12 protein-coding genes are annotated in these 14,864 nt (G+C 64.4%); 4 read left to right on the top strand and 8 right to left on the bottom strand.

Annotated features, from left to right (window positions below):
* Positions 1-4: 4 nt before the first annotated feature.
* Positions 5-1,090, bottom strand: coding sequence for a zinc-binding dehydrogenase (locus AB4089_RS14945; RefSeq protein WP_441410059.1), 1,086 nt, complete (start codon positions 1,088-1,090; stop codon positions 5-7).
* A gap of 185 nt (positions 1,091-1,275) precedes the next feature.
* Here AB4089_RS14945 and AB4089_RS14940 point away from each other — a divergent pair, with 185 nt between their 5' ends.
* The gene (locus tag AB4089_RS14940) at positions 1,276-2,367 is read left to right on the top strand and encodes a Zn-dependent alcohol dehydrogenase (RefSeq protein WP_441410058.1); all 1,092 of its coding nucleotides are present in this window, start codon (positions 1,276-1,278) and stop codon (positions 2,365-2,367) included.
* Positions 2,368-2,472: 105 nt separating this feature from the next.
* Here AB4089_RS14940 and AB4089_RS14935 read toward each other — a convergent pair whose 3' ends face one another.
* The gene (locus AB4089_RS14935; RefSeq protein WP_441410057.1) at positions 2,473-3,996 is read right to left on the bottom strand and encodes a carboxylesterase family protein; all 1,524 of its coding nucleotides are present in this window, start codon (positions 3,994-3,996) and stop codon (positions 2,473-2,475) included.
* Entirely contained in the window at positions 3,993-5,984 is a 1,992-nt protein-coding gene (locus tag AB4089_RS14930) for a flavin-containing monooxygenase (RefSeq protein WP_441410056.1), read from the bottom strand. The genes AB4089_RS14935 and AB4089_RS14930 overlap by 4 nt, the downstream gene beginning before the upstream one ends.
* 130 nt (positions 5,985-6,114) lie before the next feature.
* Here AB4089_RS14930 and AB4089_RS14925 point away from each other — a divergent pair, with 130 nt between their 5' ends.
* Positions 6,115-6,828: a GntR family transcriptional regulator gene (locus AB4089_RS14925; protein ID WP_441410055.1), complete on the top strand. Its 714-nt coding sequence runs from the start codon at positions 6,115-6,117 to the stop codon at positions 6,826-6,828.
* A gap of 69 nt (positions 6,829-6,897) precedes the next feature.
* On the opposite strand, the gene AB4089_RS14920 is transcribed toward AB4089_RS14925, so the two are convergent.
* From AB4089_RS14920 to AB4089_RS14905, 4 genes are read right to left on the bottom strand one after another with little or no spacing between them, the layout of a single operon-like run.
* Complete coding sequence (locus tag AB4089_RS14920) at positions 6,898-7,704, bottom strand: ABC transporter ATP-binding protein (protein WP_441410054.1); 807 nt, start codon at positions 7,702-7,704, stop codon at positions 6,898-6,900.
* A 35-nt stretch (positions 7,705-7,739) separates the two neighbouring features.
* A complete protein-coding gene (locus AB4089_RS14915; protein ID WP_441410053.1) occupies positions 7,740-8,591 on the bottom strand; it encodes an ABC transporter permease in 852 nt (283 codons plus the stop codon).
* A complete protein-coding gene (locus tag AB4089_RS14910) occupies positions 8,584-9,363 on the bottom strand; it encodes an ABC transporter permease (RefSeq protein ID WP_441410052.1) in 780 nt (259 codons plus the stop codon). Before AB4089_RS14910 ends, AB4089_RS14915 begins: the two co-directional genes overlap by 8 nt.
* 38 nt (positions 9,364-9,401) lie before the next feature.
* A complete protein-coding gene (locus AB4089_RS14905) occupies positions 9,402-10,424 on the bottom strand; it encodes an ABC transporter substrate-binding protein (protein ID WP_441410051.1) in 1,023 nt (340 codons plus the stop codon).
* Between the two features lie 137 nt (positions 10,425-10,561).
* Between AB4089_RS14905 and AB4089_RS14900 the strand changes: the two genes are divergently transcribed.
* Positions 10,562-12,067, top strand: coding sequence for an aldehyde dehydrogenase family protein (locus AB4089_RS14900; protein ID WP_441410050.1), 1,506 nt, complete (start codon positions 10,562-10,564; stop codon positions 12,065-12,067).
* Between the two features lie 84 nt (positions 12,068-12,151).
* Here AB4089_RS14900 and AB4089_RS14895 read toward each other — a convergent pair whose 3' ends face one another.
* Positions 12,152-13,744, bottom strand: a complete 1,593-nt coding sequence (locus AB4089_RS14895; protein ID WP_441410049.1) for an FAD-binding oxidoreductase — start codon at positions 13,742-13,744, stop codon at positions 12,152-12,154.
* A gap of 146 nt (positions 13,745-13,890) precedes the next feature.
* Here AB4089_RS14895 and AB4089_RS14890 point away from each other — a divergent pair, with 146 nt between their 5' ends.
* Positions 13,891-14,841 carry a LysR family transcriptional regulator gene (locus AB4089_RS14890; RefSeq protein WP_441410048.1) on the top strand — a complete coding sequence of 317 codons (951 nt, stop codon included), beginning with the start codon at positions 13,891-13,893 and terminating at the stop codon, positions 14,839-14,841.
* Positions 14,842-14,864 lie beyond the last annotated feature (23 nt).

Below are 14,864 nucleotides of genomic sequence, written 5' to 3'. Positions count from 1 at the left end.
TGCGTCAGAACGACGTGATGACACTGCGGGCGATGGCACCGGATTCCTGCAGACGGTAAGCCTCATTGATCTCCCCGAGCGGAATTTCCTGGGCCACCAGGTCATCGAGGTTCAGCCGGCCCTGCAGATAGAGTTCGGCGTACATCGGAATGTCCCGGCGGATGTTGCTCGACCCCATGTAGACACCCTGGATGCGCCGCTGTGATGCGATAAGGGAGCGCAGCACGTCCACTTCCAGGGGCGCGCCTTGGGGTATGCCGATGAAGTAGGCGCCGCCGCCCACGCGGGTCATCTCGATGGCCTGGGCCTGGGTTACTCCAAGCCCGATCGCCTCGAACGAATGGTGCACTCCGCGGTCGCTGATCGCCCGGACCTTGGCCACAGCATCCTCTTCGCTGGAGTTCACCACGTGCGTGGCGCCGAAGCGGGCAGCCAGTTCGAGCTTTGCCGGATGCACATCCACACCGATGATTGTGTTGGCCCCGGCGATCCGGGCGCCGGACAGGATATTAAGGCCGATGCCGCCCAGGCCAATGACGGCAACCGTGTCGCCGGGCTGGACCTTCGCCGTATTAAGCGCCGCACCCACGCCCGTGATGGCCGCACAGCTGAGCACGGCGGCCTGCGGGAAGGGCAGTTCCTTGGGAATCCGCACCAGCGTGTTGGCGTGGCAGATGGTGTACTCGGCAAAGGCGGCGACACCAAAGGCGTGCACATCCCCGCTGCTCCTGCGCAGCTTGGACCCGGCAGCGGGCGGTCGGGAGACCTCGCCGGGATTCACGCACCGGTAGCTGTGGCCAGCCAGGCATTCCTCGCAGTGCCCGCAGAACTTCACTTCAGAGCCAACAACATGGTCCCCGACAGCGAGGTCCCGGACATCAGGACCGACGGCGGCCACGATGCCGGCCATTTCATGCCCAACAACCATAGGGAGCGGGCGCCCCCGGTCGATCGAGGCGACCAGCAGATCCGAATGGCACAAGCCTGCAGCCCTAACTTCCACGAGAACCTCGCGGCCCACCGGAACCCCAATGCTGATCTCCTCCACATCAAACCTGCCATTGATTTCGTTGATGACTGCAGCTTTCATCCTGGACTCCCTCGTCTGGTCATACGTCTGCCTGCTTGGCGAGCCTGGGACCCGCCTTTGGCTCAACGTCAAATAATCGATTATTTATATATTTTGCACTTCATTAACCACTATATTTATATTTGTGGTCTGAGTCACGTCCATGCCGGTGATTCCGGCTCACTCATTGAGGGGAACAAGCGGTCATGAAAGCAGCAGTACTCGACGGTGTGGGTCAGCCGTTCCAAGTCCAGGACATCGACATCGCCGATCCGATCGGCCGCGAGGTGCTTATCGATGTCCGCGCAAGCGGTCTGTGCCACAGCGATATGCATGTGGCCGAGACCAATGTGGGATTCCCCATGCCCGCGTTGCTCGGCCACGAGATCGCGGGGGTGGTGGCCGAAGTTGGCCCGGACGTCACGGAATTCCGTGTGGGCGACCACGTTGTGTCCTCGCCGATCCACAGCTGCGGACACTGCCGTGGGTGCCTGACCGGCCGCCCCTACCAGTGCCGCCATCCGCAGGAAACTCAGCGGACCCAGGGCCAGGGACCGCGGCTGAGCCGCAACGGCGACGCACTGACGCAGTTCATCGGCGTCGGTGGTTTTGCCGAGCAGGTGCTCGTCCACGAAAATACGGTGGTCTCTGTCAGCAAGGACATCCCGTTCGACCGCGCCGCCCTGCTGGGGTGCGGGGTGGTGACCGGGGCCGGGGCGGCCATAAACTCGGCCCGCGTCCGCCCCGGAGATACCGTTGCCGTCATCGGTTGCGGCGGGGTAGGGCTCAACGTCATCCAGGGCGCCGCCCTGGCCGGGGCGCGCAGGATCATCGCAATCGATCTGCAGCCGGCCAAGCTCGAACTCGCCAAGGTCTTCGGTGCCACGGACACCGTCAATGCCGGGGAAGGGGACTCCGTGCAGACCGTCAAGGACCTCTCCGGCGGCGGGGTCACCTGCGCCTTCGAAGTGATCGGCCTGAAGCAGACAGCGATGGACGCCGTCGCGATGCTGGACATCGGCGGCACCGCGTTCCTTATCGGCGTCCAGAAACCCGAAACCCGACTGGAAGTGACTCCCTTCGGCGACCTGATGGGCAAGCAGAAGGGCATCCGGGGCGTGGCCATGGGCTCCACCAACCTCAAGATCGACATCCCGATGTACGCGGAACTGTATCTTCAGGGCCGCTTCAAGCTGGATGAACTGGTCTCCCGGCACATCTCGCTGGACCAAATCAATGCGGGTTACGACCTATTGCGCGGCGGATCGGTGGCCCGCTCGGTCATCACCCATTTCTGAAGTTCCTTCGGATCCCCCACAGACCCCTGACACCAGTGGAGCCGCCCTTTTCGGACGGCTCCACTGGTGTTTTGGGTCGCTTGTTTTCGGTCGCTTGCAGCGGGCTTAGCGCCGTGGCCGCAGTTCAGGCTCGACGCCGCCCGGCCCGGCGCCGGTTTCGGTTACGACGTACAGTTCCGGGCTCCTCGGATCGAAGCGCGGCACGGCGTGGCCTTCGGGCGTCCGTGGCACGCCGTCGGCGACGAAGCCGAGCAGGAGCGGCTGCAGCAGGTCCGATACCGAGTCGAAGACGTCGCCTGGGAAGCCTTCGAGCATGGGCGCATCCTCCCAGTCCGGGCGGTTTCCGAAGAGGAAGGGCAGTTCGAAACAGTGCGGGCTTCCGGCGCCGTCGAGCCTGCTGCGCACGGAGAACCGCAGCAGCGTGGCCGGGATGCCGGCCTGGGTCGCCTGGCCGGCAAGTTCGGTGGCGGCGAGCCGGAATTGGTGCAGGCTCATGGCTTCCACCAGCTTGACGTGGTCGGTCGCCGCGGGATGCCGTGCGTTGATGAAGGACAGTGCCTCGGCCGGAGCGTCGTAGTGCGCGCCGACGAAGCCTGCCAGTTGTTCCGGGCCTACTGCCGGGACAGGCAGTGCATGAAGGAACGCGGCGGCTTCATCATCGGTGCTGCTCAACAGCAGCGCATCCACATGCATCGCGGCCGCCGCGGCCTCGAAGTCCATGGCCCATGAGGGAACCGCTTCCCCGTCCGCGGCCGGCATCAGGCCCAGCCCCCTCCCGGCATAGGCCTTGGACACCGCGGCCTGGGCGGCCAGGATCTCCCCGGTCGTGGCCGCGGGCTCCGGCGAACCAGCCCCCGCACCGTCACCGGCACTGTCAATATCGCCGGTGCCGAGGGCGGCCGCGAACAGCGTGGACCGCTCGGCGAACTCCGCGGCGTTCAGCGGAGGCTGCCAGGGAAGGCTGAACAGGGCGGTCCGGCGGAAAAGCCCCCGCGCCCGGTCGGCGAAGCTGAGCACGTACGCATACCACGCCCCTGCGGAATGCCCCGCCAGGGTGGTGGCCCCGGGATTGCCGCCGAACGCTTCGATGTTCCGGTGAATCCATGTCAATGCCTGCAGGATGTCCCCGGCGGCAAGGTTTCGCGGACCGGGGTTCGCACCGCCGTCCACGCCGCCAGCGCCGCCGAGCAGTCCGAGCGCACCCAGCCGGTAATTCACGGTGACCACCACGGCGCCGCCCTCCCGGGCGAGCCGGGCGCCGTCGTACCAGCGGACATTCCCGGCGCCGCTGATGAAGGCTCCCCCGGGCAGGAAGACCAGCACCGGGAGGTCCTTGGCGCCCTCGGGCGCCCAGATGTCCAGCAGGAAGGAATCCTCGCTCTGCGGCATCCGGGACAGTGCCGGGCCGAGCAGCCAGTCCAGGGAGCCGGGACCCTGCGGGAAGACCGTCGCGGCTGCCTGCGGCCGCTCCGGTGACGGATCCCCCAGTGCGGAGAAGCGGTCTGCGGGATCCAGCCGCTCACCGTAGCGGACGCCGCGGACGCTGACGACACCGTCGTGCGTTTCCTTGACGTACACGGCGTCCCCGGCGCTGAGGACCGCCAGCGGTTCCGCTGAGGTGGCGCTCATGCCAGCTGGTTGTAGTCGTCGAGGTTCACGGTGCGGGTGATTTTCCAGAAGTCCAATACCGGGTGGGGCCAGATCTGGGAGACACGGCCGTACTTGTTCTTGTACCAGGTGTGCACGCTGGGATGGCCCCAGGCCTTCGTGGCGTTGGCAGCGTCGAGGCCCGCGACGAACTCGTCGAGGACTTCCTGCTTCAGGTCCAGGGCCTTGAGGTCGTTTTTGATGATGAGGCGCAGCGACTCGAGGATGTATTCCACGCCGTATTCGATCATCGAGTACAGGCTGCCGTTGACCACGTGGCCGGTGTTGGGGCCGGTGATGATAAACAGGTTGGGGAAGTTCGGAACGGTCAGGCCCGCGAAAGCCTTGGCGTCGCCGCCCCAGTAGTCGTGCAGGTCCGTGCCGTGGAGTCCGGTGATCTTCAAGGGCTCGAGGAACTCCGAAGCCTGGAAACCGGTGGCGTAGACGATGATGTCCACCTCGTGGAGCACCCCGTCCTTGGTGACGATGCCCTGGGGGGTCATGCGCTCAATGCCCTCGGTGACCAGCGTGGACTGGGGCTTCTTCAGCGACTCGGCCCAGACGCCGTTGTCCCGGAGCATCCGCTTGCCGCCCACGATGTAATCCGGGGTGACCTTGGCGAGCAGGTCCGGGCGGTCCTGGTACTGCTCGGCCAGGATGTCGGTCAGCCCCTGGCGCCACTGCGCGTTGACGGCGGACACACTGCCCGGTTCGTCCCAGCCCGGTTCCGCGACGGTGGTGTGCTGCCGGCCCTCGACGCCGAGCCAGTGCTGCCAGAACCGCAGCCATTGCCCGTAGTGCGGGAGCTTGCGGACCAGCCACTGCACCGAGTCTGGCATGTCCGCGTAGTAGCCCTGGGTGGGCAGCATCCAGGGTGAGCTGCGCTGGAAGACGGTGAGTGCGGAGACCTGGTCAACGATGGCGGGGACGATCTGGTAGGCACTGGCGCCGGTGCCGATAACGGCCACCCGCTTGCCGGTCACATCGACGCTGTTGTCCCACTCGGCCGAGTGCATCTGGATCCCGGCAAAGTCCTCACGTCCCGGGACGTGCGGGTATTTGGGGCGGTCGAGCTGCCCGACGGCGGAGAGCACTGCATTGAACTGGCGGGTGGCCGGCCTGCCGGCGGCATCGATGATGTCCACGTTCCACAGTCCCGCGCCCTGGTCGTAGCTGGCGGAAGTGACCTCGGTGTTGAATTCGATCTCGCCAAGGATTCCGCCGCGCTGGGCGACCTGCCGGGTGTACTCAAAAATCTCCGAACCCTGCGAGAACTGCTGGGGCCAGTCGTCACGTTGGGCGAAGGAGAAACTGTAGGCGTAGTTCGGCGTATCGAGGCGCACACCCGGGTAGGTGTTCTTCCACCAGGTGCCGCCGACGGTGTGCCCCTTTTCGAACACGGTGTAGGGGATCCCGGCCTGTTTCAGCCGGTAGGCGGCGGCCATGCCGGAGACCCCGGAGCCGATCACGGCCACGCTGAAGTCACGGCCCAGGGCGATCTCGTCGAAGTCCCACGCCGGCTTGCCGCTGTTGCCCGCGACCAGGGCCATGTCATGCATCAGCATGGGGTGATACTCCGGGTTAGCTGCGTTGGTGATCCAGGTCAGGATGTCCTCGGCCTGGGCCTCGGTCAGCATCCCGACGCTGGTCAACTGTTCCTCGCGCACCCGCTTCAGCGCCTCGAAGGCCAATCCGCGGGCACGTGCCTGCTGTTCCGGGCTCATCCCGCCATGCGGCTGGCCGATGATCTCCGCCGGCGGCTGCGGAGGACGCAGGTTCTCGCACAGGAGGGAAAAGTCTCCTGTTACTGCCGCCAGCGCCACCATCAGCGCAGGAAGATCGGACGTGTCCACGATCCTGCCCAGGAACTCGTCGTCTTCGGTGATGGCTTCGTACCTGTCCCGCCAGTAGAGGTCGTCGACGGCGCACTCCTGGCGGGTCTGGACTGCTTCGGTGGTGGAGTTGGTCACGGCGGTTCTCCTAGGTAATGACGGGATCTGTTGTGATTCAGGTCTCTCCGTACGGCTGATACAAGTTTAGAGTGGAATTTGCATAAGTCAATCAAGAAAACATTATTTGCTAGCCGGTACAATAATGCACATGTCGAAAAGTATCGAGTCTGAGACCCTCAGCACGCAGATCCGGGACTCGCTCCGGGATGACATCCTGGCCGGGCGCTGGGCCGCCGGAGACAAACTCCAGCTGGTTGCGCTGACCAAGCACTACAAGACCAGCAGTACGGTAATCCGCGAGGCGTTGACGCGGTTGGTGGGAGACCGCTTGGTGATCCTCAAGCCGAACCGCGGGTTCTTCGTGCCGACGCTGTCTTTGGCCGAGATCAAGGACATTACGGAGCTGCGCTGCGTCTCGGAGGAGTTTGGCGTTGGACTGGCGATCCAGCGCGGGAACCTGGCCTGGGAGTCCGAGCTCATCGCCGCCCACCACACGCTGGAGCGGACCCCTTACCGCGAGGCGAGCGACAATGGTGAGCTGACGGAGGCGTGGGACCGCGCCCACCAGGCATTCCATGCCAAGTTGCTCGAGGCCTGCGGGGTTCCGGTGCTGATCGACCTCGCGTCCACGCTGTCCGATTTGTCCCAGCTATACGGCCGCTGGGCAGGCCGCGCCACGCGCTATCTGGGCCGCGACATCGCCCAGGAGCATCGGGACATCCTGGCCGCCGCGTTGGACCGCAATCCCGAAGTCGCCTCCCGGCTGCTCCGGACCCACTATGAGACCACACTGAACGCCATCCTGAAGTCCGGGATCGATGAGGACGCCGCGGCGAGCGGCCGCGAGAAAGCCAAGGCCTAGGCGCAGAAAGCCCTCCGGAATCCCAGTAAAGGGAACGCGGAGGGCTTTCTCGGCCGGGGGGCGCTGAGCCTAGTGGTCGCGCAAGCGGTGCAGGATGCGTGCCCGCGCCTCAGCGAAGCGGGGGTCCGCCTTGGTTTCGACCTGGTCGCGGTGGTCGCCGAATCCGGTCTCGATCACGTCCACCACGGTGGCGGGCTTCTCCGCCAGGACGATCACCTTGTCCGCCAGGTACAGCGCTTCATCGATGTCGTGGGTGACCAGGATGATCGTGACGCCCAGGTTCGCCTGGAGGTCGATCACGAGGTCCTCAAGATCGAACCTGGTCTGCGCGTCCACCGACGCGAACGGTTCATCCATCAGTAAGACCTTGGCGTTGTAGGCCAGGGCCCGGGCAATGGCCACACGCTGCTGCATGCCGCCGGACATCTCCCACGGATACTTGTGGCCCTGGCCGGCCAGGCCCACTGCCGCGAGGTTCTTCTCCGCGGTTTCATTCCGCTCTTTCTTGCCCACCCCGCGGCCCTGCAACGGGAAGGCGACATTCTCCAGCGTGGTCATCCAGGGCATGAGCGAACGGCTGTAGTCCTGGAAGACCACGGCAAGGTCCCGGTGCGGGCCGTTGATGACTTCCCCGCCGACGCTCACGGTGCCGCTCACGGGTTGGATGAGGCCAGAGAGGCACCGCAGCAGGGTGGTTTTGCCGACGCCGGAGGGACCGACGATGGAGACGAATTCGCCGTCGTTTACCTCGAGGTTCAGATCGTTCAGGATCTTGTTCTCTAAGTCGCCGAAGCCGTAACTCATCGTCAGCCCTTGGACCTGGAGCAGCGGCTTCGTCGCCACCTGCACGTCCTCGAATGCTGCCTGAATGGCCATGGGGACTCCTTCATTTTTCTGTTGGATCGGGGGTGTCATTTTGCGCCTGACTTGAAGTACCAGCTCAGGATCCTGCGTTCAAGGACGATGAACAGGAGCGAGAGGATATATCCGATGACGCCCACGAGCAGGGCGCCCGCCCACGTCTCAGGCACCATGAAGGTCGCGGAGGAATTGAGGATGTAGAAACCCAGGCCCTTGTTGGCGGCGAAAAGTTCGCTCACCACCATGACCGTGATGCCGATCGGAAGCGCCACACGCACACCGGCCACGATCTGCGGCAGCGCGGCCGGGAGGACCACCTTGCGGAAATGCAGCCCGCGCGGGATCCGGTAGACCTTCGAGAACTTCCGGATGGTCGGTTCCACGCCCAGGACACCGTCTATGGTGTTCAGCAGCACCGGCCACATGCAGGCAAACGCGATGGTGTAGATCTTGGGCCCCTGTCCGATTCCGAAAGCGCCGATGATCAGCGGAACCAGTGCCGCCTGGGGAACGGAGCGGAAGAAGTGGATGACCGGATCCACAATTTCCCGCAAACGCTTCGTCTCACCGAGGATCAGTCCCCCGATAATGCCGACGGCCACGGCGATCAGGAGGCCGGCGGCCAGGTTCCCCAGGCTGTAGGCGGCTCCCGAGGCGATCACCCCATTGGAGAGGTCCCTGGCCAAGCTGACCAGAATTGACTCAAGGGAGGGGATGAAAACGTTGGTGCTGTCCGCCGTCGCGATCCACCAAATGGCAACCACTACGACGATCAACCACGTCCGCTGCAGCACGTTCAAGGCCATCTGCACGGGACGGCTGCGCGCGCGCTCCGCCTCCGGCCCCCCTGCCCGAACCGCATTTTCCAGCTTTGGTGCCGAACGAAGGGCTGTCTCAGTCATTGGTCTGCCTGTTCCATTTGAGGATCCGGCCCTCGGCGAAGTTGAGCAGGCTTGCGATGCCCCAACCCACCAACCCGGCGAAGAAGAGATATGCGAATGCCGAATCCCACCGCTGAGCCTGCTGGGCCAAGGTGATCTGCCGGCCGATTCCCGGCGTCTGGCTGAGCACCTCGACGCCGACGGCGACGAGGATGGAGATCGAGGCGGAGATCCGGATTCCGGTGGCAATGAAGGGGGTGGCGCTCGGGAGCAGGACCCGTCGGAACCTGAGGAACGCGGGAATCTGGAAGATCCGCACCGTGTCCACCACCGCCGATTCCATGCGCCGGGCGCCGTAGATTGTCTGCACGAGTACCGGCCAGAGGCAGGAGAGGGCGACGACGACGGTTTCCATCTGGGCGGTGGCACCCAGGAGCATGATGACCACCGGCATCAGCGCCAGCACCGGGAAGGAACGCCCGAAGTCGATCAGGATCGACGTCGAACGGTCCAGCGCGCGGACGGAGCCGATCAGCAAGCCGAGTACGGTTCCAACCACCACCGCGATCAGCCAGCCGCTAACGGCAGCCGTCATGGTCTGCACCAACGCTGACCAGAACGTTGCCGAGGTCAGCGCCGCGCCGATGGAGGACGCAAGGGCGGCGACCCCTGGTGTCATCGAAGGAAGCGTGCCACTCCAGATGACCACCTGCCAGATGGCCAGGAGTGCAGCCACCGCCAACAGCCGCTGGGTGGCCAAACCCCAGTCCAGCGACTTTGTGCTTGTCTTCATATCGATCTCTCCGTCATGTTCCTGATGCCCGGGCGGCCTTACTTGGTGAAGCGCGGGGCGTCGGCCCAGAGCATGGCCTCGGCGGTCAACGGCTTGGTGACGAACCCGAGCTCTTTCATGGCGTCGATGCCGGCCTGGCCGGTGGCCAAGTTGATGGACGTGTTCACCGGAACATAGGCCTTGGGATTGACCTTGGCGGCGTCCACCTGTTTGATCCGTGCGGTGATGTCCACGACCGCCTTGACGTTTGCCGGGTCCGTGTAGAACTTCGCGGCTTTGGTCATTGCGTCATTGAATTTCTTGGCCGTTCCGGGGTTGCTCTTGAGCCAGGCGTCGGTGGCGGCCCAGACGGTGACAGGCATGTTGCCCTGGAATTCGCGCACCGGACTGGCGATGCTCTTGAAGCCCGCGTCGACGAGCTGGTGGTAGTAGGTATCCGCCGCGAACGCCGCATCCACCGTTCCCTGCTCCAAGGCGGCCTGCATGCCCGCGTAGGGCACGGCGATTTCCGTAATCGACTTGGGATCGATTCCTGCCGCTGCCGCAGCCTGGAGCATCGGGATGTCGCCGCCGGTGTTCACGCCGACGACGGCAACGTTCTTGCCTTTCAGGTCAGCGACCGTGTTGATGCTGCTGTTCTTGGGAATCAAAATTCCCGAGTTGTCCACGTTGGGATCAACAACGCCATTTCCGGAGATCACCTTGACCGGCATGCCCTTGGCCGTGGCGGTGGTCATCACGCCCCAGGACGCGGTGGTGATGTCGGCCTGCCCGCTCACGGTCTGGGCCAGGTTGGCCGAGGGATCGGCGCCGGGGACAATTTCCACACTCAGGCCTGCCTCATCGAAGTAGCCGTTTTCCTTGGCGACGTATGCCGTTTCGAACTGTATGGGCGCCACGACCACCTTGATGGACGTCTTGCCCTCCGAACCGCCAGCGGCATCGCCGGCTCCGCCGGCACTGCTTGAGGCTCCACAGGCGGCCAGGGACAGCAGGGCAAGACCGGCAACAGCCGGTGTCAGAACCTTGGCCAACAGTGAGTGACGTTTGTGCTTTTCCATCCAGATTCTCCTCATTGAGTACTGACTCGAATAAATGCATAATTCCTAGAACAATGTATCTTGGAGATCGAGATGTGGCAACCATCACAGATTGCATAACCCGACAATCCAGCACTCAGCCTCCCGGAAGGAAGCCCATGACTCCCGTTACCCAGACCCTCCCCACCACGGCGCGGCCGGACCTGCTGGGCAGGCCACTGCGTCTGTTGATCGACGGCGCTTGGGTGGAAGGCGGAGCCGAACCGCTGTCCATCCTCGATCCCTCCTGCGGCGAGCATCTGGTGGATTCCGCTTCTGCGAGCGCCGATGATGTGGACCGCGCGGTTCAGGCCGCACGCCGGGCCTTCGACTCCGGTCCGTGGCCGGCAATGTCGCCGGCCCAGCGGGGCCGCTTGATCTGGAAGCTCGGGGAGGCCATCGATGCCGCCGCCGACGAGCTGGCCCTGCTCGAAACGCTCAATACGGGAAAGCCCCTGGGCGTTGCCAGGGCGTTCGAAGTTGGTGGGGCCGCGGAGTCATTCCGCTACAACGCGGGCTGGGCGACCAAGCTCAATGGCGAGACCCGCAATGTTTCCCTGCCCGGTGAGTGGCATGCCTTTACGCTCCGTGAAGCCATGGGCGTCGTGGGTTTGATCGTTCCGTGGAACAGTCCGCTAGCCATCACCGCCGCCAAACTGGCGCCCGCCTTGGCGGCAGGCTGCACTGTGGTCCTGAAACCCGCGGAACTCACGCCGCTGACCGCGGTGCGGCTGGGCGAGCTGGCCCTTGAGGTGGGCTTCCCGCCCGGCGTGCTGAACATTGTCCAGGGCCTCGGCACCGTTGCCGGCCAGCGGATCGCGGACCACCCTCTGGTGGACAAGATCTCGTTCACCGGGTCGACGGCCGTGGGCAAGCGCCTGCTGTCCTCCTGCGCGGGGAACCTGAAGCGCGTCTCGCTGGAGCTCGGCGGAAAGTCCCCTGTGGTCGTCTACCCGGACGCTGACCTCGAGCGGGCGATCGACGGCGCGGCGATGAGTATCTTCGGAAACACAGGGCAGGTGTGCGCTGCGGGCTCCCGCTTGTACGTCCACGAGGAAGTGGCGGATGAGGTGATCGCAGGAATCTCGCAAAGGGCCACGGCGCTCAGGATCGGTGCCGGGACCGACCCGCAGACCCAGATAGGTCCGGTGATTTCCGCCCAGCAGCGCGAAAGGATCCTCGGCTATATCCAGAGCGGCCGGGAGGAGGGCGCGGAAGTCGTCACGGGCGGCGCCGCAGTCCCCGGGAACGGCTTCTTCATCCAGCCGACCATCCTGCGCAACACCACCCACGACATGAAGGTGGTCCGTGAGGAGATCTTCGGGCCCGTGCTCTCCGCGGCAACCTTCGGCGACTCGGACAGCGTGGCAGACATAGTGGCACGCGCCAATGACACGGTCTACGGCCTCTCCTCCACCATCTGGACCAAAGACATTTCCAGGGCCCACCAGTTCGCCCGAAGGATCAAGGCCGGCAATGTGCGCGTCAACGCTGCGGGCGGCATGGATGCGAATATGCCGTTCGGCGGTTTCAAGCAGTCCGGCTGGGGCAAGGAGAACGGCCGCGAAGGGGTGGAGGCCTACACCGAGGTCAAGTCCGTCGCGATCAATATCAGCGGCTCTTAGCCGGCGGGCGGAAGAGGGGCAGGCGGAAGGGGCCGGGCGCTGGTCAGCCAGCGTCCGGCCCCTTCCGCTGTTAAGGGCAGCCGCCTACAGCGGGACAGCCGATTCGGCGACGCCGTCGGGCGCCTCCGCGCCGACCTCGCGGTAACGCCGAGGCCAGACGCCTTGCTTGCCGGGTGACAGGATGCCGTTGGGATCCAGCGCGTCCTTCAGCGTCTCCTGCAGCCGCCGGATGGCGTTGTTGTTGTAGTCGAAACCGTCGGCGATGACGTCCATGTAGTCCACATGGCTGCGGTAGGGTGCGTAACCATGGCTGCGGGCGGCCGCCAGCAATGCCGAGTACAGCGCCCGTGCGCGCGCCAGCTGTTCCTGGTTGTCGTTCTCGAAGAAAATCATGGTCACATGCACCATGTGGCGCTGGTAGAGGTGGTAGCCGATGTACAGGTCGAAGCCATACTGGCGGTATAGTTCCTTGGCCTCCCGGTAGAACGCCCACACTTCCTCCCCGCGCGCGGGAATGATAGGGGCTGCATCAATGTGACCGCCGTTTTCCGCCGCCCAGGCCACCGTGGACAGCGGCTTGAGCGTGGGCACGCCGGCCATCTGGGTGCGGTCCATGTCGGCAATGTCGTCATAAGCCACCTGCACGCCTTCGGCACCTTCATAGAGCCGGGCTTTGACGGTGAACCCTTCCAGCCCGGCGAAGCGCTCCTGAATGATCTCAAGCCTGCGTTGGGAGAGCCCTTTGTCGCCGTAGATGGCGAATTTGGCGTTCCACTGGCCGATGCCCATTTCCTGGCGCATTTCTTCGAGGCGGTCGTCCGGAATGGACCCCTCCCCCTCGTACCAGCGCGATCGCGGCCCGTTCATGGTGGCCGCCCGCACCACGTTGCCGCAGAGGGCGTTGTTTTGGATGACGTCCTCGCGCCGGAGTTGGGTCAGGATGTCCACCAGCTTGGGCATGTCCTCCTCACGCTCCACCACAACGTCGCCGTTGATGTATACGTCCGGCCACGGCATCAGCCAGAGGCCGATCTTGGTGACGATGCCGAGGTTGGACTGGGTGAAAATGCCGTCCAGGGTGGGGCCGAAGCCGCCTTTGAAGATGGGCCCGAGCTCCGTTCCCTCCATGGCCCACATTCCCGTCCGCACCAGCTCGCCGTCCGGCAACACCACCTCCATGCCGCAAATGGACTGGACATGGTCGCCCATCGGCGTCATGCCGTAGCCGCGGTCCAGCGCATTGCCGAGGATTGACCCCCATCCGAGGGCGGGAACGGACATCCACAGCTTGAGCCCCTTTTCCTGGATGTGTTCGAAAAGGTCGAAGAAGCTGACTCCGGGCTCGATGACCGCGTAGTTGAGGTGGTCATCGACCTGGATGACCTTGTTGAGGCGGCTCAGGTCGAGCGCCACCATGCCACGTGTGCGGGGTTCCGGTCCCCCGTACCCCAGGTTCTTGCCCTTGGAGAAGGACCACAACGGAACGCCGACGTCGTTAGCGAGCCGGACGATCGCTTGGACCTCCTCCACGCTCCCGGGACGCACGCCCGGCCACTTCGCCCGCCCGGGGTTCAGTGGGTACGGATCGATGTAGCCCTCTTCGGGCGTGGCCCGGACAACATTGTCGGCGCCGACAATGGCTTCTGCCTGGTCGAGGAATGCGGCTTGGGCGTCCATTTTCGTTCACGTCACTTTCGGGAGGGTGCCGCCGCTGCGGCATTAACTGGGGCGCCGTCGTCGGCGTCATTTCTTTCATGATGGCAAGCTGACCTGCTCAAGTAAATCGTCTATTTGTGCTGTTGATTGTCAGTAGAATTGACAATGTGAATATCACCCTTAACCCCTCGATCACACTGCGCCAGGTCCTCCACTTTGTAGTGGCGGCTGAAACCGGAACCATGAGCGAGGCGGCACGGCGGCTGCATATGGCGCCGTCGGCCATTTCCATGTCCATCGCGGAACTGGAGCGGATCGTCGGAGCTCAGCTGTGCATCAAGCGCAAGTCAAAGGGGCTCACCCTGACTTCGACGGGCATCGTCGTGTTCCGTCAGGCGCGCCAATTGTTAGACCTCGCGGATGAAATCGCGTCGCTTTCCAAACGGGACAGGACGGACATCCGTGGCCCGCTGACCGTCGGCTGCTTCATGCCCCTGGGACCCACCATCATTCCCCCGATGCTGGCCGACTTTGCGGATCAATGCCCGCACGTGGAAGTGGACTTCATCGAGGGATACCACGAGGACCTTCAGGACCGGCTGCTCAATGGTTCCATCGACGCCGCCTTCGTCTACGACATGGACATTTCCCCTGCCCTGAAGACGGCGCCGCTGCTGTCTGTGGATCCTTACATCCTGCTTCCGGCAGACCATCCCCTGCGCGAGGCAGAGGTGGTTTCGCTCCGGGACGTGGCAGCCAGTCCGCTCATTTTCTTCGACGCCCCACCCATTTCCACGCGCATCATGGACATGTACCGCGATTCCGGGCTAACTCCCGACATCCGGCACCGCTCGCGCAGCTACGCCACTGTCCGGTCCCTGGTGGCTAGCGGCCGCGGCGTTGCCGTGCTCTTCCAGCAGCCCATGCTGGACGCGCCATATGAAGAGCTGAAGGTTGTCCTCAAGCGGGTTGCCGAGCCACGTGTCCACACCCGCGCCCAGGCCACAGTTTCGCTGGCCTGGACCCGGAGCATGCGGCTGAACGCCCGCGCCCAGGCATGGGTGGATGTCGCCGTCGAACGTTTTGGTTCCGCAGGCCCCCAGGCTGAGCGGCCCTGAGCCGAGGGCTCCTCAGCCGAGCG

The organism is Arthrobacter sp. 2MCAF15 (assembly GCF_052115605.1).
Taxonomy (GTDB): domain Bacteria; phylum Actinomycetota; class Actinomycetes; order Actinomycetales; family Micrococcaceae; genus Arthrobacter.
This window is presented reverse-complemented; position numbering and strand designations above follow the sequence as displayed.

Bases quoted from the DNA above. Each gene is read 5' to 3' on its own strand.
- AB4089_RS14945 (WP_441410059.1), bottom strand. From the start codon at position 1,090: ATGAAAGCTGCAGTCATCAACGAAATCAATGGCAGGTTTGATGTGGAG.
- AB4089_RS14940 (WP_441410058.1), top strand. From the start codon at position 1,276: ATGAAAGCAGCAGTACTCGACGGTGTGGGTCAGCCGTTCCAAGTCCAG.
- AB4089_RS14935 (WP_441410057.1), bottom strand. From the start codon at position 3,996: ATGAGCGCCACCTCAGCGGAACCGCTGGCGGTCCTCAGCGCCGGGGAC.
- AB4089_RS14925 (WP_441410055.1), top strand. From the start codon at position 6,115: ATGTCGAAAAGTATCGAGTCTGAGACCCTCAGCACGCAGATCCGGGAC.
- AB4089_RS14920 (WP_441410054.1), bottom strand. From the start codon at position 7,704: ATGGCCATTCAGGCAGCATTCGAGGACGTGCAGGTGGCGACGAAGCCG.
- AB4089_RS14915 (WP_441410053.1), bottom strand. From the start codon at position 8,591: ATGACTGAGACAGCCCTTCGTTCGGCACCAAAGCTGGAAAATGCGGTT.
- AB4089_RS14910 (WP_441410052.1), bottom strand. From the start codon at position 9,363: ATGAAGACAAGCACAAAGTCGCTGGACTGGGGTTTGGCCACCCAGCGG.
- AB4089_RS14905 (WP_441410051.1), bottom strand. From the start codon at position 10,424: ATGGAAAAGCACAAACGTCACTCACTGTTGGCCAAGGTTCTGACACCG.
- AB4089_RS14900 (WP_441410050.1), top strand. From the start codon at position 10,562: ATGACTCCCGTTACCCAGACCCTCCCCACCACGGCGCGGCCGGACCTG.
- AB4089_RS14895 (WP_441410049.1), bottom strand. From the start codon at position 13,744: ATGGACGCCCAAGCCGCATTCCTCGACCAGGCAGAAGCCATTGTCGGC.